Genomic DNA, 19,971 nt, shown 5'->3' with positions numbered 1-19,971 from the left:
GCCTCTCGTCTGTCGTGCTGTCGCGCCGTCGACGCGCAGGGCGCGACGGGCGTCGAGGAGGCGGGTCGCGCCTCCTCGGGACCTGCCTAGGCGGCGAGGGCGAGCGCGTGGGCGCTCACGCTGTAGGCCTGCACGATGGTGCGGCTCGGCTCGCGGCGCCAGCTGCGGCCGGGGATGACCCAGCCCTGGGCGCCCTCGACCGTGACGGTCGCGCCGACGCGGACGTCGTCGGTGACGACGTCGCTCCAGGCGCGGACGACGAACTCGGCGCCGGAGGCGTCGACGACGACGAACTCGGCGAGGCGGGCGGTGGACAGGACGGGCTCGGTGGTGACCGTGCCGCTCAGGGTGGTGATGTTCTCGTTCATGCGTGTTCTCTTCTTCGATGTGTGCTGTGTTGCTCAGCGTCGTGGCACGCAGCGCGGGGCATGCGTGGACCGCCGTTCTCGGCGGTGGGGCGGACGGATGTCCTCAGGCTCGGGGAGCCTGGTCGGGCCTCGTCTCGGGCGACGACCGGTGAGTAGGCGAGCGGGTGAGGCTCGGACCGGGGTTCTCGAGATGTGCAGACGGGATCTGCAGGCTTTTCGACTCGGCCTGCGTGTGGACGACAGGGCCGTGAGACGGGAACGATCTGAGAGGATCGTTGCCAAGCGACCTGCAACGGTAACACGGTCGGGCCGGATGCACCAGGGCTGATCCGTGACGTCGCTGAGAACGCCGCAGGAGGCGGTGGTTCGATGGGTGCATGACATCGATCCCCACCATCACCCTGAACAACGGCGTCGAGATCCCCCAGCTCGGCTTCGGCGTCTACCAGGTCGAGCCCGACCAGACGAAGGACGCGACCCTCACCGCCCTCGAGGTGGGCTACCGCCACATCGACACGGCGCAGATGTACGGCAACGAGGCAGGCGTCGGCGAGGCGCTGCGCGAGTCGGGCATCGACCGCTCCGAGATCTTCGTCACCTCCAAGCTCAACAACGGCTTCCACCGTCGCGACGACGCCCTGAAGGCGTTCGACGGCACGCTCGAGGCGTTGAACGCCGACTACGTCGACCTGTTCCTCATCCACTGGCCCCTGCCCACCACGGACGTCGACTACCTCGAGACCTGGAAGGCGCTCGAGGAGATCTACGCCACGGGCCGCGCCAAGGCCATCGGCGTCTCGAACTTCCACCAGCCGCACCTGCAGCGCCTGCTGGACGAGGCCGACGTCGTGCCCGCCGTCAACCAGATCGAGGTGCACCCGTACCTCACCAACGACTCGCTGCGCCTCTTCGGCGTCGAGCACGGCATCCACACCGAGGCGTGGTCGCCCATCGCCCAGGGCAAGGTCCTCGAGGACCCGACCCTCGTCGAGATCGCCGAGCGCGTCGGCAAGTCGACCGCCCAGGTGACCCTGCGCTGGCACGTGCAGCGCGGCGACATCGTGTTCCCGAAGTCGGTCACGCGCTCGCGCGTCGAGGAGAACTTCGCGCTCTTCGACTTCGAGCTGTCCGACGCCGACGTCGCGGCCATCACCGACCTCGACAAGGGCGAGCGCACGGGCCCCGACCCCGACACGTTCGACTACATCCCCAGCTGAGCTGCGGTCAGGTCAGGTCAGGTCAGGTGAGCTGACCTGACCCGTCCGGCCCCCGGGCCGGGCCCGGCTGTGCCGACGGGCCGGTCTCCCCGCAGGGGGAGACCGGCCCGTCCTAGTAGGGTCGTCGTCTGCACGGGAGGCCTACCCGAGGCGTCCCCGCGCTACCAGGAGCGAGTGAACAGGGTGCGAACAGTCGTCGGCGTGCTGCGCCTCGTCGTCGCCGCCGTGGGCACGGCCGCCCTCGTGTCGTACTTCTTCTACACGCTCGGCTTCTCGACCTTCTCGACGGTCAACTACTTCGCGTACTTCACGCAGCAGAGCAACATGGCGAACGTGCTCGTCCTCGTCGTGTCGGGGGCGCTCTCGCTCCGGGGCCGACCCGAGGGCCGCGCCTTCGCCGCGGTGCACGCCCTGGTGACGACCTACGTCGTCGTGTCGGGCATCGTCTACGGCATCATCCTGGTCGAGTCGCTGAGCAACGACTTCGCGATCGGCGTGCCCTGGTCGACCCAGGTGCTGCACTTCTGGATCCCGGGGTTCCTCGTCGTCGACTGGGTGCTCGCCCCCGGGCGCACCCGCGTCAGCTGGGCGATGCTGTCGGTCGTGCTGGTGTTCCCGGTCGTCTGGGGCATCGCGACGATCGTGCGCGGCGCGGACGTCGGCTGGTACCCGTACTTCTTCCTCGACCCCGCGCAGGTGCGCTGGCCGGACGAGTTCGTGATGTACAACGCGATCGCCCTGGGCGTCATCGTGGGGGTCATGTCGGCGTTGATCGCGCTCAGTCACCTGCGGCCGGGGCCGCGGCCGGGCGTGCTGCTGCGGCGCGGCCAGCGCGCCGAGGCCGTGGGGGCTGAGGTCGGCGGCACCCAGGTCGGCGGCGCCCAGGTCGGTGGCGCCGAGGTCCGGGGCGCGGAGGTACGCCGCGCCGGCGAGGATCAGCCGGCCGGTGCCTCCGACGAGTCCGTCCCCGCGGCGGGGTCGGACGTGGACTCGGGCGCTGCCTCGGGCACGAGGTCGAAGTAGGGCGCGAGGCCGGCCAGCGCGTCGGCGACGGCCTCGTCGTCGCCGAGCTCGAGGCTCGCGACCGCGTCGTCCCCGCCCGCCAGCGCGACGAGCACCGGCTCGCCCGTCGAGGGCATCAGGTTGACGAAGACGCGGAAGCCCGAGGCGCCGTCGACCGTGGTCAGCACCGTCGCCTCCGTGCTCCAGGCGCGCTCGTCGAAGCGCAGCCAGAGCACCTCCTGCTGGGCGACGCCGAGCGTCTCGATCGCCGCCGTGTGCGTGGTCGGCAGCTCCGGGGCGAACTCGGTCGTCCCCTCCTTCAGGACGCCCAGCGGCAGGGTGACCACGACGCGGTCGACCGACAGGCTCTCGCCGGTGGCGAGGCGGAGGCCGACGCCGCGGTCGCCGTACTGGATCCGGGCCACCGTGCTGCCCCGCAGCACGTCGAGGCCGTCGAGGTGCGCCTCGACGAACGCGGACAGGTCGCCGGTGACGAACGGCTCGCCGAGCGGGAACAGGCTGCCGAGGTCGGCGGCGACGAGCTCGCCGACGTCGCCCGGGTCCTGTCGCTCGGCGAGGTCGTCCGGCCCGGCGCCCCAGCGGACGGGCAGCGCCTCGTCGAGCACGAACTGGAGGCGGGCGGCGTCGGACACGCCCGTGGAGTCGGGCTCGAGCGACTGCTGCTCGGGCCCGGCGCCGGCGCCGGCGACGGCCTGCGCGACCGTCACGGAGGCCGCCTGGTCGTCGGCCCACCCGGCGGCCGACGCGAGGGAGCGCTCGGGGACGCCGTCGAGCGAGGTCGCCTGCCCGCCGGAGGACCGCACCTCGAGCACCTCGCCGAGGCGCACGGTGTCGACCCGGCCGAGGGCGAGCGCGGCGCTGAGAGCCGTGGCTGCCTGGCCGTCGAGGGAGGCGGCGCCGAGCTGGACGGGGAACGGCCAGTCGCCCCCGGTGTACGAGGCGACTCGGCCGCCCACGCGGTCGCGGGCCTCGACGACGACGACGTCGTAGCCGCGCGCCGCGAGGCTCCTGGCTGCAGTCGCGCCGGACATCCCGGCGCCGACGACGGCGATGCGCTCGCCCTGCTCGGCGATCCCGGCGACGGCGTCCGCGACGTCGAAGCCGCTGGCGTGGGCCCCGCCGAGGGTGCCCGGCGCCGTGCTCGCGGTGGCCTCGCCGGCGAAGAAGACCCGGTCGTCGACCGGCCGGCGGAGCGCCGCGCGGTCGTCGTCGGACGACGACGTGGTCAGGTAGCTGCCCGAGCCCCGCGCGAACGGGTCGTCGGCCCAGCCGCTGCGGCGGAACGCGGACGGCGTCGGCCCGGCCGAGGGCGTCGCGGTCGGGGTCGGCGTGGGCGTCGGCGTGCTGCTCGGGGTCGTCGGCGCGGGGGAGGGGCCGTCGGTGGTGCAGGCGGCGAGCAGCAGCACGGCGGCCCCGGAGGCCGACCCCGTCAGGAACGCTCGACGACTGATGCCCATGGTGCGTCCATCATCGCAGGGCGGGGGCCCGTGCGGCGACGTGTGCCGCGACGTGCGCAGCGGGCGGACCGCGACGTGCGCCGCGACGCGCGCGGCGGGGCGGACCCCGACTCGCGCGCCTCAGGCGTCGACGGCCTCGAGCCAGGTGCGGAGCAGGTCGGTGACCTGGTCGACGGGCATCAGCGACGACGCGTGGTCCTGCCCGACGAGCTCGAAGAACGCCGCGGTCGGCATGCGGCGGGCGGCGTCCTGCGACTCGCGGTGCCGTGCCTCGTCGCGGGTGCCCGCGATCAGCAGGGTGGGCACCGACACGTCGTCGAGCTGCTTCGCCGTCAGCCCGCCGCCCGTCTCGGCCGCCCGGAAGAACGCCGCCAGGGCGAGCGGGTCGTCGCTCATGAAGGCGAGGCGGGTCGCCGGGTCCAGGCGACGGCCCATGGTGTGCTCCCAGCGCTCGACGAAGGCGGCCATGCCCCCGGTCAGGAGCGCCTCCTCCCAGTCCGGGGCGAACGTGGCGCCGATGTTGCCGTTCATCGGCGCCCAGCTGCCGCCGATCGTGGTCAGGGTGCGGAGCAGCTCGGGCTCGTGCGCGGCGATCGACAGGCCGACGCGGGCGCCGAACGAGTAGCCGACGAAGTGGACCGGCGCGAGGCCCGTCGCGGCGAGGACGGCCGCGACGTCGCCGCGGTGCAGAGCCATGTCGTACGAGGCGGCGTCGTGCGGCGCACCGCTCCGCCCGTGGCCGCGCAGGTCGAGGGCGACGACGGTGAAGTCGCGCTCGAGGTCGCGCAGGTAGCCGAGACCGCGCCACGCGCCGCGCGACAGGCCCGAGCCGTGCACGAGCAGCAGGGGCGGCCCCTCGCCCGCGACCTCGTACGCGATCTCGGTGCCGTCGACGGGGTTCTGGACGTGGTCGCGCATCGGACCAGTCTGGCAGCGCGGCGACCCGTCGACGACTCAGGTGCCGTCGTCGCCAGGCGGCTCGGCACCGGCGCGGCTCCTGCCCGCCGGCCCGCGCCTCCTGAGTCCTCGACGCGTCCCGCTCACCCCGGCGCCGCCTCGGTGATCCGCCGTCGGCGCGGCCGGGCGGCCGGGCGGGCGGCGTGGGCGGCGCGCGGGCACGATGGATCGATGATCGACGGGTGGACTGCCGCACAGGTGAAGGCGGCCGAGCAGCCGCACCTCGACGCGGGCGAGCCGCTGATGCAGCGCGCGAGCGCAGGGCTCGCGCACGAGGTGGAGCGGCTGCTGCAGGCCCGGGACCGGTGGCCCGCGCCCGTCGTGCTCCTCGTCGGCAGCGGCAGCAACGGGGGCGACGCGCTCCTCGCGGGTGCCGCACTGGCCGACGCGGGCTGCGCGGTCACGGTCGTGCCCACCGGCAGTCGGCTGCACGAGGAGGGGCTCGCCGCGGCCCGCGCCTCCGGTGCCGTCGTCGACGACCCGACCCGGTGGTCGACCGTCGAGGAGGCGGGCGCCCGGCTCCGGGAGTCGGGCGCGGCCGTCCTCCTCGACGGCGTGCTCGGCACCGGCACGAGCGCCGACCCGGCCCTGCGAGGCACGGCTCGTGACGTCGTCGCGGCGCTGCTGCCCTGGGTCACGGCCGCCGACGGCCCGCCCGTCGTCGCGGTCGACGTGCCGAGCGGCATCGGCCCGGACGACGGTGCCGTGCCCGACCCGACCGTGCTGCCCGCGACCCTGACCGTCACCTTCGGCGCCCACAAGGCCGGGCTCCTGATCGAGCCCGCCGCCACGCTCGCCGGCGAGGTGGTGCTCGTCGACATCGGCCTCCTGCCCGACCTGGCCGCGGTGCCGCCGGCGGTCAGCGTGCCGGAGCCCGCGCCCTGAGGGCTGGGCCCTGACGGTCTGCCCCCGACGGCACGGCCCCGTCGGTCAGGTCTCGACCGCTACGACTTCTCCGTGCCGCCGGACTTCCCCGGCGTCACGACCGACAGCGGGCTCGTGATCGACTCGAGCGACTTCCGCTCGGCCGACACCCCGAAGACGAACGCGATCACGCCTCCCACGAGCATGATGCCCGCGCCGAGGAAGTACCCCGCCGTCAGCGGCCCGCGGTCGGTGCCGTCGCCGATCAGCGAGCCGTAGAGCGTCGGGGCGACCGCGCCGGCGATCTGGCCGAGCGCGAAGAAGTAGCCGATCACCTGGCCGCGCAGCTCGAGCGGGAAGATTTCGCTCACCGTGAGGTAGGCCGAGGAGGCGCCCGCCGACGCGAAGAAGAACGACACGCACCAGAACACGGTCTGGGTCGTCGCGCTCAGGACGTCCCTGTGGAACAGCACGGCCGAGACGGCCAGGACGACCGCCGAGACCCCGTAGGTCAGGAAGATCATCTGGCGGCGGCCCCACGTGTCGAAGAGGTGGCCGAGCAGCAGCGGGCCGAGCAGGTTGCCGATCGCGAACGGGAAGAAGAAGTACTGCGTCGACGCCGGGTCGGTGCCGTAGAAGTTCTGCAGCACGAGCGCGTAGGTGAAGAAGATCGCGTTGTAGAGGAACGACTGCGTGATCATCATCGTCGCGGCGACGAGGGTGCGCTTCGGGTAGTCCTTGACCAGGGTGCGGACGATGACGCTGAACGGGATCCGACCCTGGTCGGTCACCTCGAGCGCCTGGTCGTCGCTGACCGGCTCGAGGGTGCGCCCCTCGGCCTCGACGCGGTGCTCGATGTCGGTGACCGTCGCCTCCGCCTCCTCCTCGCGGCCGTGGGTCATCAGCCAGCGGGGGCTCTCGGGGATGTGCCCGCGCAGGTAGATGATGATCAGGCCGAGCACCGGGCCGATGAAGAAGCCGATGCGCCAGCCGACGTTCTCGGCGAAGTAGTCGGTGTTCAGCAGGAAGAGGTTGGCGGCCGAGCCGAGGGCGGCGCCGCCCCAGTAGGTGCCGTTGATGGCGATGTCGACGCGTCCGCGGTAGCGCGACGGGATGATCTCGTCGATGGCCGAGTTGATCGCGGCGTACTCGCCGCCGATGCCCATGCCGGCGACGAACCGGAAGACGGCCAGGAACGCGAAGCTCGGCGACAGCCCGGCCAGGCCGCTGGCGACGAGGTAGATGGCCAGCGTGAGGATGAAGAGCTTCTTGCGGCCGAGCGTGTCGCTCAGCCGGCCGAAGACCAGCGCTCCCGCCACCTGGCCGAGCAGGTAGATCGTGCCGAGGTAGCCGACCTGCGCGGCGGTCAGGCCGAGGTCGGCCTGGAACCCGGCGGAGGCGACGATCTGGATCTCGAGGCCGTCCAGCACCCACGAGAAGCCGAGCCCGACGACGATCGTCCAGTGGAACTTGGTCCAGGGGAGTCGGTCCATGCGGGCAGGGACCAGGCTGCGGACGCTGCCGCCGCCTCCTCGGGCCGTGGTCGACGACGAGCTGCTCATGGTGATCTCCCCTGTGCGCGGTGTGCATCCGTGCAGAGGGTGCACGAACACCGGCGACGGTACTCCCGGCGCCGGACGCACGACCGCCCTCCCCGGTGGTCGGGGAGGGCGGTCGTGGGGGAGGTGCGGCTAGTGCGCCACGATCGGCTCGGCGCCCTCGGTCACCGGGGGCCGGCGGACGAAGAAGGCGCCGGCCACGGCGAACAGCGAGATGATCGCGCCCACCAGGAACGCGGCACGGACGCCGGCGCTCGCGGCGGCGATGTCGCCGGCTCCGCCGCTCGCCGCGGACACGGTGGCCAGCGTCATGACGGTCACGAACACGGCGGTGCCGGCCGCGCCCGCGACCTGCTGCACCGTGCCGACGATCGCCGAGCCGTGCGAGTAGAGACGGCCGGGCAGCGAGCCCAGGCCCGACGTGAAGAGCGGCGTGAACATCAGCGCGAGGCCGACGCTGAGGGCGACGTGCGCGCCGAGCACCATCGGGATGGGCGTCGACTCGGACACGGTCGAGAGGAACCACAGCACCGCGCTGACGAGCATCGTGCCGGGCACGAGCAGCACGGTCGGACCGTGCTTGTCGAAGATGCGGCCGACGATCGGCGAGAGCACGCCCTGCAGCAGGCCGCCGGGCAGCAGGAGCAGGCCGGTCGCCAGCGGGTCGAGGCCGTGGACGTTCTGCAGGTAGATCGGCAGCACGATCAGGGTGCCGAAGAGGGCGATCATGCCGACGCCGAGCACGAGGACCGACGTGGTGAAGGTGCGCGACAGGAAGGTGCGGAGGTCGAGCAGCGCCTTGTCGTCGCGCTGCAGGGCGCGCTGGCGCAGGACGAACGCGAGCAGGGCGACGACCCCGACGCCGATCGGCAGCCACGCCGGCACGGCCGCCTCGGCGCCTTCCCCGATCGAGCTGAGCCCGAACACGATGCCGCCGAACGCGAAGGCGGACAGGATCACCGAGAAGACGTCGAGCGGCACCGTGCGGGGGGTGGTGACGTTCTTGACGCGCGCGGCGCCGAGGGCGAGGGCGCCCAGCGCGATGGGCAGCACGAGGATGAACATGAAGCGCCACTCGAAGACGCTGAGGATGATCCCCGAGATGGTCGGCCCGATGGCAGGCGCGACCGAGATGACGATCGAGATGTTGCCCATCGTGCGTCCGCGGGTCGCGGCGGGCACGAGCGTGAGCACCGTCGTCATCAGCAGCGGCATCATGATCGCGGTGCCGGACGCCTGGACGACACGGCCGAGCAGCAGCACGCCGAAGCCGGGCGCGATCGCCGAGATCGCGGTGCCGAGGCTGAACAGGCTCATCGCGGTGATGAAGACCGGGCGCGTGTTGAACCGCTGCAGCAGGAACCCGGTGATCGGGATGACGACCGCCATCGTCAGCATGAAGCCGGTCGTCAGCCACTGGCCGGCGGTCACGGTGATGTCGAGGTCGCGGGTCAGGCTCGGCAGGGCCACGCCCATGATCGTCTCGTTGAGGATGACGACGAAGGCGCTGACGAGCAGCAGGCCGATGACGAGCTTGTTGCGGGCCGCGAGGGCTGCGTCGTCCCCGTCGGGGGTCGCGCCGACCGAGCCGGTGTCGGCGGCGGAGGATGCGGCGGTGTCGCTCGTCATGTGATCTCCCTGGAGGGGCTGGCGGGTGGCGGTGGCGGTGTCTCGCCGTCGAGACACCGGTGCAGCGCTCGCGAGGCGTCGTTCATTCCCGATCCGAGGTGAACGACAGGGGCGGACAGCAGAGCAATCGGCANCGACGCGACCGGGTGGTCGCGTCGGCCCCTGCCGCCGAGGAGGCGCGGCTGCGGACTAGACGTCGCGTCGCTTCACGAGGGCGAGCGCGATCGCGAACAGCACCACGACCCAGCCGACCAGCACGAGCAGCGCCTGCCACGGCTCGAGCACGAGCGAGCCGTCGAGGCCCGGCAGCGCGGTGAGCGACTGTCCGTCGACCGGGTAGTCGTAGACGCGCGTGGCGGCCTGCGGCGGGATGAACTCGTAGAGCGAGTAGATCCACGACTTCGCGATCAGCGCCTGGCCGATCGAGAAGATGATCGGCAGCACGAAGACGATGCCGATCGCCGAGGCGATCGCGCCGGCCCCGTTGCGGATGATCGCGCCGAGACCGAAGGCGATCATGGCGATGAAGCCGATGGTCGCGGCGCCGCCGAGCATCGACAGCCAGATGCGCCCGTCGGCGAGGTCGGTGTCGACGCCCGAGCTCGAGAGGAGCGGCGTGGACACGAGCAGCGCGACGGCCAGCGCGAGGGCCGACACGACGAAGGTCGTGACGCCGATGAGCAGGACCTTGGCGACGAGCGCCGGCGTGCGGCGAGGGACGGCCGCGAAGGTGGAGCGGACCATGCCGGTGCCGTACTCGCCGGTGATGACGAGGGCGCCGAGCACCGCGGCGACGAGCTGCGCGAACGGCACGCCGATCGTGGCGACGCTGACGGCGAGCGACTGCTGCTGCTCGTCGGTGGCCGGTGCCCCCTCGAAGCCGGACGCGAAGGCGCCGAACAGCAGGGCGAAGCCGATCAGCAGCACGACGATGACCGCGAAGCACCAGGCTGTCGAGCGGAGGCTGCGGAGCTTGATCCACTCCGACCGCAGGACGTGGGCGAACGAGACCCCCGAGCCCGCCGTGTGGGCGTGGGGCGTCGGGCGGGGCGTGGTGGTCGTGGTCATCGCGTCGCTCCCGACGTCGTGGCGGATTCGGCGTCGGCGGCCGCGGGGGCGCCACCGGCGTGGGCTGTGCCTCCTGCGTGGTACTCGACCGAGTCCTGGGTGAGGGTCATGTAGGCCTCCTCCAGCGATCGGACCAACGGGGTGAGCTCGTGCAGCACGATGCCCTGGGCGGCTGCGGCCTCGCCGACCTGTGCTGCGGTGACGCCCCGGAGGTCGAGCGCGCCGTCCTCGGTCGTCGTCACGACGACCTCGGTGCGGCTGCGGAGCAGGTCGGACAGCTGGGCGAGGTGCGGGCTGCGCACGCGCACTCCGTCGCCCGACGCCTGGGCGATCACGCTGCTGACGGGGGCGTCGGCCAGGACGCGGCCCCGGCCGAGGACGATGAGGTGGTCGGCGGTCTGTGCCATCTCGCTCATCAGGTGCGACGAGAGGAAGACGGTGCGGCCCTCGCTGGCGAGGTGGCGGGCGAGGGTCCGCACCCACACCACGCCCTCGGGGTCGAGGCCGTTGACGGGCTCGTCGAAGATCACGGTCGCGGGGTCGCCGAGCAGGGCGGCGGCGATGCCGAGGCGCTGGCCCATGCCGAGCGAGAAGCCGCCGACGCGCTTCTTCGCGACGGACTCGAGGCCGGTCAGGGCGATGACCTCGCGGACGCGGGCCTTGCCGATGCCGTGCGTGGCGGCCATGGCCAGGAGGTGGTCGTGGGCGCTGCGGCCGCTGTGCACGGCCTTCGCGTCGAGCAGCACGCCGACCTCGCGCAGGGGCGCACGGTGGTCGGCGTAGGGGCGGCCGTTGACGGTCACCGAGCCCGAGGTGGGCCGGTCGAGCCCGACGATCATGCGCATGGTGGTCGACTTGCCCGCGCCGTTGGGGCCGAGGAACCCCGTGACGACGCCGGGTCGCACGGTGAAGCTGACGTCGTCGAGCGCCACCTTCGAGCCGTATCTCTTCGTGAGTGATCGAGCTTCGATCATGGGGGTGCCTCTCGTCGTCGTGCGGGTGTCGTCGCCCCGGGCACGCATCGTCGCGTACGGGGGCTGCCGACCTGCGTCGAGACTAGGAGAGGGGCACCGCCGCCGACATCCGCCGACCGGACGACACCCGCCGGCCACGGCCTGCGACCACCGGGGGAGGAGGCACCCGCGAGCGCGCGGTCGTTACACTCGCCCGGTGACGACAGCCACCCTCCTCGCCTCCCTGCCCCTCGCCTCCGGCGGCTTCCTGCTCTTCGACCCCGAGGCGCTGCTGCCGGCGCTGGGCCCCTGGGCGCTCGCGGGCATCTCGCTGATGGTGTTCATCGAGTCGGGCGTGCTGTTCCCGTTCCTGCCGGGCGACTCGTTGCTGTTCACGGCCGGGCTGCTGCACGAGGCCCTCGAGCTGCCGGTCTGGCTGATCGCCCTCTGCGCCTTCGCCGCCGCGTTCCTCGGCGACCAGGTGGGGTACTTCCTCGGCAACCGTTTCGGCCGGCGCTGGTTCCGGCCCGACGCACGCGTGCTGAAGACGGCCCACCTCGCCAAGGCCGAGGCGTTCTTCGCCAAGTACGGCGGCCTCTCGCTCATCCTCGGCCGCTTCGTGCCCATCGTCCGCACCTACGTGCCGCTCGCCGCGGGCACGGCGGGCTACCGCTACCCGGCGTTCCTCGCGTTCAACGTCATCGGCGCGTTCCTGTGGGCCGTCGGCCTCACGGTGCTCGGCTCGCTCCTGGGCGGCGTGCCGATCATCGCCGACCACATCGACGTCTGGGCGATCGTGATCGTGCTCGTCTCGGTGCTGCCGATCCTGATCACCGTGCTCCGCAAGGCGATCTCGGCGCGGCGCGCGACGCCCACGCCCGGCGCCTGAGCCGAGCTCGCCGGTCGTGACGTCGCCAGCGGACCTGCCGGTCCCGGGTCCTGAGCCGATCGCCGTCGACGACGCCGTCGAGAGCCTCGTCGGCCTCCGGGCCGAGACAAGCCGTCGCGTCGTGGTCGGCCTCGCGGGCGAGCCGGGCAGCGGCAAGAGCACGACGGCGACGGTGCTGGCGGAGGCGTTGCTCACGACCGGGTGCTCGGCCGTCGTCGTCCCGATGGACGGCTTCCACCTCGCAAGCGCGACCCTCGCCCGGCTGGGCCGACTCGATCGCAAGGGCGCGATCGACACGTTCGACGGCACGGGCTGGCTCGCCCTCCTCCGTCGGATCCGACGGGTCGAGCTCGGCGAGACGGTCTGGGCGCCCGACTACGTCAGGGGCCTCGAGGAGGCGGTGGCCGGCTCGATCGAGGTCGCCCCCGACGTCGAGGTGGTGATCGTGGAGGGCAACTACCTGCTCGTCGACGACGAGCCGTGGCGGAGCGCCCGCGCCGAGCNGGCATGGCCGAGGAGGCGGCGCTCGCCTGGGCGACCGGGCCCGACGAGCGCTCGGCCGCGCTCGTCCGTGCCACCCGCGAGCGCGCCGACGCGGTGCTCGCGGGCTGACCCGGCCCTGGGCCTGGGCCCGGCCCTGGGCGGTGTCGGCGGTGTCGGCGGGCGTCCGTAGGGTGGTGAGCCATGCGCCTCTACCTCATCAGACACGGTCAGACCCCCGACAACGTCCGCGGCGAGCTCGGCACGACCGTGCCCGGCCCGGGCCTCACCGACCTCGGCCTCGAGCAGGCCGCCGCGCTGCCCGACGCCCTCGCATCGGCAGGCATCGGGGCGCTGTCGACCAGCACCATGCTGCGGACGCAGCTGACCGCGGCCCCGCTCGCCGCCTCCCTCGGCCTCGTGCCGACCGTCCGTGACGGCCTCCGCGAGGTCGAGGCGGGCGAGCTCGAGCTCCGCTCCGACCAGGAGGCCGTGTCGACCTACCTCGGCACCGTGCTGCGCTGGGTCGACGGCGACCTCGACGCCCGCGTCCCCGGCGCCGAGGACGGCCACGCGTTCTTCGCCCGCTTCGACGGCGCGGTCGACGAGGTCTGCGCGGGCGGCCTCGACGTCGCGGCCGTCGTCAGCCACGGTGCCGCGATCCGGGGCTGGGCGGGGCGACGCGCGTCCAACGTCGACGCGGCGTTCGTGCGCGCCCACCAGTTGGCGAACACCGGCGTGGTGGTGCTCGAGGGCGCGCCGGGCGAGGGCTGGGTGATCGTCGAGTGGGCGGACGAGCCGGTCGGCGGCGCCCTGCTCGCCGACCCGTCCGCGTCCGACCCGACCGGCGACGCCGCCTGATCGGAGGGGCGCCCGTCGGGTCGCCTGTCATGACCGGCCACGCTCGCCGCGCTCGGATCGGGGGACAGATCACGGGGTCGCTGTGACTCGTGTGACTCGAGTGAACTGGAGTGGCCCCAGCTCTGGGGGTCGTCGGGTGACGCCCGAACCTTCTACCTCGGGTTTACCCTCGCCCTCTTCCGCCGTAGGGTGGTCACGCATCCGACCTCAGTGACGAGCTGCCGACAGGCAGCTCGACGCAGGTCGCCCCCCTCGAGTCAGGACACGACCACGTGAGTTCTCCGCTGCCTGCACCGCTCCTGCCGGCCCTGCGTTCGCGCAGCGCGTTCGCCGTCGCCTCGACGATGCTCCTCGCGCTCGTCTTCGTCGTCGCCGGTGTCGTGGTCGGCGGTTCGCCCGCACGCGCGGCGACCTACCCGACCTGGGACGACGTCGTGGCCGCCCAGGCGAACGAGTCGTCCAAGCAGGCACAGATCTCCGAGCTGCAGGGGCTGCTCGACCAGCTGCAGTCCGACGCGGTGAACGCGCAGGCCGAGGCCGAGCGCCTGGGCGCGGCGTTCCAGGCCGCACAGGACCTCGCCGACCAGGGCGCCGCGAAGCTCGCCGAGCTGCAGGCGCAGGTCGACGAGAAGAACGCGATCGCGGACGAGAGCGAGAAGCGCGCCGGCCAGGTCTCGGCCCAGCTCGCGCGTACGGGCGGCGGCGACGTCTCGACGCAGCTGGTCGGCGACGGAGAGGCCGCCGACGACCTGCTCTACCGTCTCGGCGCCATGAGCAAGATCACCGAACAGGCCGACGGCATCCGTGAGCAGGCCGTCTCCGACCGCAACGTGGCCCAGTCGCTCGGCGACCAGGCTGCCGTCGCGAAGGAGGCGCTGGTCGGCCTCCGCGACACGGCGCAGGTCTCGATGGACGAGGCGCAGGCCGCGGCCGACGCCGCCACGGCCGCGGTGACCGCGCAGCAGGAGAACGAGTCGCGCCTCCAGGCCCAGCTGGCCGTGCTGCAGGACACGACCGCACAGACCCAGGAACAGTACGAGGCCGGCGTCGAGGCGGAGCGTCAGCGCGTCGCCGCCGAGCAGGCCGCCCGAGCCGCCGAGGCCGCCCGCCAGGCGGAGGAGCTGCGTCAGCAGCGTGCCGCCGCCGCGGCCGCGGCTGCTGCGGCTGCCGCCGCGCGTCCTGCCCCGAGCGCCGGCGCCCCTGCCCCTGCTCCGGCGGCGCCCCCGGTGTCGTCCGGCGGAGGCGGCGGGTCGGGATCCGGCTCCGGCTGGGTCCGCCCCAGCGGCGGCGGCATCTCGAGCGGCTACGGCTACCGCGTCAACCCCGTCTCGGGCCAGTGGAAGCTGCACGACGGCGTCGACCTGGCGCCCGGCTGCTCCACGCCGATCTACGCGGCGGCCTCCGGCACGGTCAACTACGCCGGTGCCTACGGCGGCTACGGCAACTACGTGCGGATCGCCCACAGCGGCGGCCTCAGCACGGCCTACGGCCACATCGTCAACGGCGGCATCAAGGTGCGCAACGGCCAGTCCGTCGTCGCCGGCCAGCTCATCGCCCTCGTCGGCTCCACCGGCAACTCGACCGGCTGCCACCTGCACTTCGAGACGCGCGTCAACGGCGCCTCGACCGACCCGGTGCCGTTCATGGCCGCCCGGGGCGTCAGCCTGCGCTAGCGGGCCGCGGGTCACGGGCCCCGGCTCACAGGCCCAGGCTGACCGGCCCCGGCCCCGGCCCAGCCCCGGCCCCGGCGCGACGTGCACAGCGTGCAGGGAGCGCCCGGGCAGCGATGGCAGGATGTCTCGGTGACGAACGCCGCTCCTCCTGCCCAGGTCTCCCCTCAGCCCTCGCCCCTCGAGGCGGGCGTCCCCGCCGCCTCGTCCGGGGCGGCGCTGCACGTGCAGCACGTCGCGTGGGACGACCCACGGGCCCTCGAGCTCCGGGCGCGCATGGACGCCGAGATGAACGAGCGGTACTCCGACCCCGGCGTCGTGGAGGACCCGGCGGTCACGGCCGCCCGTGACGACGCCCTGCGCGTGCACCCCGAGCAGGTCCACGCGACCGTGCTCGTCACCGACGACGCCGGCCGTGCCGTGGCGCACGCCGTGCTGCGCGACCTCGACGGCGAGTGGGAGGTCAAGCGCGTCATCGTCGACTCGACCGAGCGCGGCCGTGGCCTCGGCCGGGTGCTGATGGCCGAGGTCGAGGCCGTCGCCCGGGCAGGTGGGGCGCCGCGGCTCATCCTGCAGACGGGCGACCGCCAGCCGGAGGCCGTCCGCCTCTACGAGCGCGTCGGCTACCGGCCGATCCCGACGTACGAGCCCTACGTCGAGGCGCTCCCGAACTCGATCTGCTTCGAGAAGGTGCTGGTCGCCCCGTAGGCTGGGCGCGATGATCACGCGACGAGACGCTGCCCTGCAGCTCGACATCCCGCTCGAGATGGCGGTGCGGCACGGCATCCCCGCGACGCTGACGCTCGACGAGCTGCTCGCGCTCGAGAAGTCCCCGCCCGCGTGGCTGCTGCAGTCCCGGGCGAACCGGACGGGCAAGCCCGTCTGGGTCGATCTCGCCTGCGTGGTGTGCGGCTACCACGAGGCCGCCCGGCCGAAGAAGTGGTGGCCCTCGTGGACGCACCTCAGCTGCGACGACCACGGCGTGGACGAGCTGCCCGAGCCCGAACAGGGCACGGCGCGCAGCGAGGTGACCGGCGTGGGCAGCCGCTTCGTCGCCATCGTCGACTGGCGGCCGTAGACCCCGTCCCCGTGCCCGGCAGGTCCGTCCCGAGCGTGTCTCGAGCCCGCCCGGCCGGTCAGCCGCGGTAGCCCACCGACGCCGGCGCGTCGAGGCCGGCCAGCAGGTGCACGAGAGCCTGCCGGGCGTCGTCGGCGAGCATCTGCCGCTGGATGTGCTGGTCGTGCCAGTGGACCAGGTCGGTCGGGACGACGTCGGCCGGCCCCTCGGCCCGTGCCGCTTCGACCTCGTCGACCACGACGTAGCGGAACGCCCAGGGGTCGCCCTCGTCCGCGAGGGTGGTCCGGTGCCCGAGCAGGCGGCCCGTCGAGACGTCGACGAGGACCTCGTGGCCGGGGTCGCCGGGGTCGGGCAGGCGGACGTCGACCCGTCCGTGACCGGACTCCGTGTCCGGCCCGGCGACGCGGGTGCCGAGGACCGCCGTGCCGGTCGTGTGCCCGGGGGCGCCGTCCGGGTCGCTGACGGCGTCGTCGTCCGCCGGCGTCGGGGTGGATCGAGGAGGTGCGCTCCGGTCGAGCCCCGACACGACGTCGTCGACCACCCGGGTCACCGCGACCTCGATCGCATCGCCCTCGGACGCGAGGCGTCGCGCGGCAGCGCGGAGCCACCCCTCGAGGACGACCAGGTCGTCGGACGAGAAGGGCTCCGGCTCGGGCGAGTGCACCGAGAAGTCGGCAGCCTCGACCGACCACTCCCACGACAGCACGACGCGCACCATCGCCGTGCTGCAGGGCAGCAGCGCCAGCACGCCTCGTCGCAGGCCGGGCGTCCAGTGCAGCTCGGGGTCGTCGAGCAGGGGACGGACGAGGTCGGCCGACGCCCTCGCGTCGGCCGGCACGTCGAACTCCGCCACCACCTCGCGCCAGGGCGTCGCCCGCTCCGGCACGACGTCGTGCTCGCGCCGGACGGTCAGGACGGTCGGGGGATCGTCGGCGAGGGGTCGTGGGCCTGGGGCGTCAGGGGCGTCACGGGCGGCAGGGTCGGCAGGCACGAGGACGGATCCTGCCACGCCCACCTCCGGCCGAGCCGAGTCGACCGGGCCGAGCCGGGACGGGCAGACCCGGGCCGAGCCGGGACGGGCCGGGCAGACCCGGGCCGAGATCCGACCCGACCCGGCGTGCCCCGCTAGAACGTCAGCTGGTCGGGCGAGTCGAGCGGCACCCACCCCTCGGGGAGCCCCGACGGCGGCCGGACCGTCGGGACGACCTGCAGCGAGTCGGCCTCGGCCAGCTGCGCGAGCTCGAGCCCGGTCAGCGCGGCGATGTCGCGCACCGGCACCTGGAAGGTGCGGTACGGCCCGAGCGGGGGCAGCTCGCCCTCGTCGCCGGCCCGGGCGGTCGCCTGCCCGAGGTCGGCGTCGTCGAGCTGGGGCGACTGGTCGAGCAGGTAGGCCGAGGTGCGCAGCGCGGCGCCGTCGCGCGTCGCCCAGGCCGCGATCTTCCAGAACCGGAGCGGCAGCTGGACGCCCCGGTAGGTCGGGTCGTCCGGGTGCAGCACCGGACCGGTCAGCACGGTGAGGCGCTGCTGGTGCACGGCCGCGTACTCGAGCACGAGGTCCTCCAGGCCGAGCCAGAGCTCGGACGACTGGTTGAAGTCGCCCGCCTGCGGCGCCGCGTTCGTGTAGGTGAACGTGTCGAGGTTCGCGCGCGACGCGATCGCCGGTGTGCCCCAGACCGGGTCGCGGCGCCGCACGAGGTGACCCCGGTCGAGGTCGTTGCGGGCGTAGACCTCGGGCCCGCACTGCTCGTCGGCCGCGACGCGCTCGTCGAGGTGCCAGTCGTCGCCCCGCTCGAGGTCGACGAGCGAGGACCCGTCGACGTTCACCGCGGTCAGCGCCGCCAGGCGCCGGCCGGGATCGAGCAGCACGGTGAAGTGCGCGTAGGGCAGCTCTCGCACGGCACGGGGGCCGGGGCGGGGCAGCGGCACCTGCACGGCGAGGAACCCGGGGTCGTACCCGAGGGCGGCTGCCGCCTCCGGCTGGTCGTCTGCGATCGTCATCCGCGCCTCCTGGTGGTCGGTGGGTGGTCCGAGCCCATCGTGCACTGCCCCTCCGACACCGGCCCGTGCCTCCGTGCCGTCGCAGCTCAGGCGCGGGCCACGAGCGCCGTCTCGCAGAGCCGCCGCAGCTCGGCGGGGCCGCCGCGCCGCACGGCCGCGCGCTGCCGCTCGGCGCCCGTCCCGTCGGTCGTCAGGCGGTCGAGCAGGGCGCGCGTCCGTTCGTGGTCGCCCGACGCGTCGAGCGCGTCGCCGACGTGCACGAGGAGGCGGTGCAGCACCTCCCGGGACCCGCGCAGCTCCCCGGCGACGGGGTCGAGCAGCTCGCCGCCGAGCCCGTCACGGGCGGCGTGCCAGAGACCGGCGTCGAGCAGCTCGGGCTCGACCTCGAGCGGGGCGACGTCCGCCTCGGCCTCCGCGCGGGCCGTGTCGACGAGGGCGCGCACCAGGGTCGCGGCGAGCAGGGCCCCGCCCGGGTCGAGCTGGGCGTCGGCGACCCGGACCTCCACGGTCGGGTGGTCCTCGGCGAGTCGGGCGTTCCACCAGATCGTGCGCGTGTCGTAGGTGCCGCCGACGCCGACGAGCCGACGTATCCGCCGGTCGTAGTCGGCCGCGTCCGCGAAGGGAGGCGGGCAGCCGCCCGTCGACCAGCGCCGCATGTGCATCGCGCGCCAGCTCGCGAAGCCCGTGTCGGCACCGTGCCAGTACGGCGAGTTGCCGGTGAGGGCGAGCAGCGTCGGCAGCCAGGTGCGCACCCGGTTCAGCACGGCCACGCCGACGTCCCGAGACGGCACCCCGACGTGGACGTGCGTCCCGTTGATGAGGTGGTCGGTGACGAGACCCCGGAACTCCTCCTCGACACGGTGGTACCGCTCGGTGTCGGTCACCGCCGGCCAGCCGCTGCACATGAAGGGCGTGCCGACGGCCGCGGCGACGACGCCGCGGCTGCGGGCCTGGGCGGCGAGCCGGGTGCGGAAGGTCACGAGGTCCGCCTCGGCCTGGTCCATCTGCGTGAAGACGGGGCTCGACCGCTCGATCTGCGACGCCAGGAACTCGTGGCTGACGAACTTCGACTCGTGGGCCGAGCCGAGCAGCTCGGCGTGCACGGACGCGGCGACGTCGGCCGGCGTCAGGGTCACGGGGTCGACCAGGATGAACTCCTCCTCGATGCCGAACGTCGTCATGCGGCCCCCTGTCGTCGGGGGGATGCTAGCGACCCGGCCGGGGAGCGCCCGCCGATCGGCCGAGAGGCGACCGTGACGACGGGGTACGCGGGTCCTGCGCGAGGGATGGGCGACGCGCGGGCCGGGCGGGCCGGGCGCGGAGCCGTCGCGGCGGGGCACGCGAAGGAGGCGCGGTGCAGGCGTGCCTGCACCGCGCCTCCTGGGCGGGACCCGTCCGACGTCAGTCGGCGAGGATCGCGTAGAGCGCGCGCCGCGTCTCGTCGAGCTTGGCGGTGGCCGCCGCGCGCTGCGCGTCGGTCACGCCCGAGCGGAACTGCTGCACGACGCCGAAGAGCTTGCCGAGGCTCTCGCGGAACTCGTCCGAGGCCTCGTCCCCGGTCGTGGCGGCCCAGGCCGCCTCGACGGCGTCCGCGTGCTCGGCCACGTAGGTGCGGCCGGCCTCGGTGAGCGAGTACTCGCCCTTGGCGGCTTCGTCGCCCGCGACGATGAGCTCTTCGTCGACGAGCTGCTGCAGCGTGGGGTAGACCGAGCCGGGGCTCGGCTTCCAGACGCCGTCGGTGCGCTCGGCGATGGCCTTGATCAGGCCGTAGCCGTTCGACGGGGCGTCGGCGAGCAGCGACAGGACCGCGAGGCGGACGTCGCCCTTGCGGGCTCGGCCGCGGCCGCCGCGGTGGCCGCCGGGGCCGAAGCCGGGGAACCCGGGGAAGCCGCCGAAGGGG

General features: G+C 73.7%; 19 protein-coding genes and 1 pseudogene. 9 read left to right on the top strand and 11 right to left on the bottom strand.

Annotated features, from left to right (window positions below; translation table 11 throughout):
• Nucleotides 1-86 precede the first annotated feature (86 nt).
• The gene (locus IFT90_RS11580; protein ID WP_192042246.1) at nucleotides 87-368 is read right to left on the bottom strand and encodes a hypothetical protein; all 282 of its coding nucleotides are present in this window, start codon (nucleotides 366-368) and stop codon (nucleotides 87-89) included.
• A 377-nt stretch (nucleotides 369-745) separates the two neighbouring features.
• Between IFT90_RS11580 and IFT90_RS11575 the strand changes: the two genes are divergently transcribed.
• Entirely contained in the window at nucleotides 746-1,585 is an 840-nt protein-coding gene (locus tag IFT90_RS11575; protein WP_192042245.1) for an aldo/keto reductase, read from the top strand.
• A 183-nt stretch (nucleotides 1,586-1,768) separates the two neighbouring features.
• Nucleotides 1,769-2,608, top strand: coding sequence for a Pr6Pr family membrane protein (locus IFT90_RS11570; protein WP_192042244.1), 840 nt, complete (start codon nucleotides 1,769-1,771; stop codon nucleotides 2,606-2,608).
• Here the strand turns inward: IFT90_RS11570 and IFT90_RS16670 are convergent.
• Together IFT90_RS16670 and IFT90_RS11550 are read right to left on the bottom strand one after the other, a co-directional pair.
• The gene (locus IFT90_RS16670) at nucleotides 2,521-4,065 is read right to left on the bottom strand and encodes an FAD-dependent oxidoreductase (RefSeq protein ID WP_199861753.1); all 1,545 of its coding nucleotides are present in this window, start codon (nucleotides 4,063-4,065) and stop codon (nucleotides 2,521-2,523) included. The two genes, IFT90_RS11570 and IFT90_RS16670, sit on opposite strands and share 88 nt — an antisense overlap.
• Nucleotides 4,066-4,185: 120 nt before the next feature.
• A complete protein-coding gene (locus IFT90_RS11550) occupies nucleotides 4,186-4,983 on the bottom strand; it encodes an alpha/beta fold hydrolase (RefSeq protein ID WP_192042243.1) in 798 nt (265 codons plus the stop codon).
• Nucleotides 4,984-5,193: 210 nt separating this feature from the next.
• Here IFT90_RS11550 and IFT90_RS11545 point away from each other — a divergent pair, with 210 nt between their 5' ends.
• Entirely contained in the window at nucleotides 5,194-5,907 is a 714-nt protein-coding gene (locus tag IFT90_RS11545; RefSeq protein ID WP_192042242.1) for an NAD(P)H-hydrate epimerase, read from the top strand.
• Between the two features lie 59 nt (nucleotides 5,908-5,966).
• On the opposite strand, the gene IFT90_RS11540 is transcribed toward IFT90_RS11545, so the two are convergent.
• The 4 genes from IFT90_RS11540 to IFT90_RS11525 form a co-directional block, all read right to left on the bottom strand.
• Complete coding sequence (locus tag IFT90_RS11540; RefSeq protein WP_192042241.1) at nucleotides 5,967-7,448, bottom strand: MFS transporter; 1,482 nt, start codon at nucleotides 7,446-7,448, stop codon at nucleotides 5,967-5,969.
• Between the two features lie 129 nt (nucleotides 7,449-7,577).
• A complete protein-coding gene (locus IFT90_RS11535) occupies nucleotides 7,578-9,074 on the bottom strand; it encodes a DHA2 family efflux MFS transporter permease subunit (RefSeq protein WP_192042240.1) in 1,497 nt (498 codons plus the stop codon).
• 189 nt (nucleotides 9,075-9,263) lie between these two features.
• A complete protein-coding gene (locus IFT90_RS11530; protein ID WP_192042239.1) occupies nucleotides 9,264-10,142 on the bottom strand; it encodes an ABC transporter permease subunit in 879 nt (292 codons plus the stop codon).
• Nucleotides 10,139-11,116 (bottom strand): ABC transporter ATP-binding protein, encoded by a 978-nt coding sequence (locus IFT90_RS11525; RefSeq protein WP_192042238.1) that lies wholly within the window; start codon nucleotides 11,114-11,116, stop codon nucleotides 10,139-10,141. The genes IFT90_RS11530 and IFT90_RS11525 overlap by 4 nt, the downstream gene beginning before the upstream one ends.
• Nucleotides 11,117-11,312: 196 nt before the next feature.
• On the opposite strand from IFT90_RS11525, the gene IFT90_RS16995 reads away from it, so the two are divergent.
• The 6 genes and pseudogenes from IFT90_RS16995 to IFT90_RS11495 all read left to right on the top strand — a co-directional run bounded on the left by IFT90_RS16995 (nucleotide 11,313) and on the right by IFT90_RS11495 (nucleotide 16,073).
• Complete coding sequence (locus IFT90_RS16995; RefSeq protein ID WP_146898931.1) at nucleotides 11,313-11,984, top strand: DedA family protein; 672 nt, start codon at nucleotides 11,313-11,315, stop codon at nucleotides 11,982-11,984.
• 16 nt (nucleotides 11,985-12,000) lie between these two features.
• A pseudogene (locus IFT90_RS11515) lies at nucleotides 12,001-12,487 on the top strand (nucleoside/nucleotide kinase family protein); the annotation flags it as partial.
• A 181-nt stretch (nucleotides 12,488-12,668) separates the two neighbouring features.
• The gene (locus tag IFT90_RS11510; RefSeq protein ID WP_192042236.1) at nucleotides 12,669-13,325 is read left to right on the top strand and encodes a histidine phosphatase family protein; all 657 of its coding nucleotides are present in this window, start codon (nucleotides 12,669-12,671) and stop codon (nucleotides 13,323-13,325) included.
• Between the two features lie 272 nt (nucleotides 13,326-13,597).
• A complete protein-coding gene (locus IFT90_RS17575; protein ID WP_192042235.1) occupies nucleotides 13,598-14,998 on the top strand; it encodes a peptidoglycan DD-metalloendopeptidase family protein in 1,401 nt (466 codons plus the stop codon).
• 129 nt (nucleotides 14,999-15,127) lie between these two features.
• The gene (locus IFT90_RS11500; protein ID WP_371740939.1) at nucleotides 15,128-15,703 is read left to right on the top strand and encodes a GNAT family N-acetyltransferase; all 576 of its coding nucleotides are present in this window, start codon (nucleotides 15,128-15,130) and stop codon (nucleotides 15,701-15,703) included.
• 10 nt (nucleotides 15,704-15,713) lie between these two features.
• On the top strand, nucleotides 15,714-16,073 hold the full coding sequence (locus IFT90_RS11495; protein ID WP_192042234.1) for a hypothetical protein: 360 nt from the start codon (nucleotides 15,714-15,716) through the stop codon (nucleotides 16,071-16,073).
• A 58-nt stretch (nucleotides 16,074-16,131) separates the two neighbouring features.
• Here the strand turns inward: IFT90_RS11495 and IFT90_RS11490 are convergent, their stop codons facing one another.
• The 4 genes from IFT90_RS11490 to IFT90_RS11475 form a co-directional block, all read right to left on the bottom strand.
• Nucleotides 16,132-17,082, bottom strand: coding sequence for a hypothetical protein (locus tag IFT90_RS11490; RefSeq protein ID WP_192042233.1), 951 nt, complete (start codon nucleotides 17,080-17,082; stop codon nucleotides 16,132-16,134).
• 116 nt (nucleotides 17,083-17,198) lie between these two features.
• Nucleotides 17,199-18,071: a DNA/RNA non-specific endonuclease gene (locus IFT90_RS11485; RefSeq protein WP_192042232.1), complete on the bottom strand. Its 873-nt coding sequence runs from the start codon at nucleotides 18,069-18,071 to the stop codon at nucleotides 17,199-17,201.
• 86 nt (nucleotides 18,072-18,157) lie between these two features.
• Nucleotides 18,158-19,252, bottom strand: a complete 1,095-nt coding sequence (locus IFT90_RS11480; RefSeq protein ID WP_192042231.1) for a glutamate--cysteine ligase — start codon at nucleotides 19,250-19,252, stop codon at nucleotides 18,158-18,160.
• A gap of 220 nt (nucleotides 19,253-19,472) precedes the next feature.
• On the bottom strand, nucleotides 19,473-19,823 hold the full coding sequence (locus tag IFT90_RS11475; protein ID WP_371812293.1) for a PadR family transcriptional regulator: 351 nt from the start codon (nucleotides 19,821-19,823) through the stop codon (nucleotides 19,473-19,475).
• Nucleotides 19,824-19,971 lie beyond the last annotated feature (148 nt).

Origin of the sequence: Frigoribacterium sp. CFBP 8766, assembly GCF_014841435.1 — a bacterium.
In the GTDB taxonomy this organism is placed as follows: domain Bacteria; phylum Actinomycetota; class Actinomycetes; order Actinomycetales; family Microbacteriaceae; genus Frigoribacterium.
Note: the sequence above shows the minus strand (reverse complement) of the source record. Positions and strands in the feature narration are given on the sequence as shown.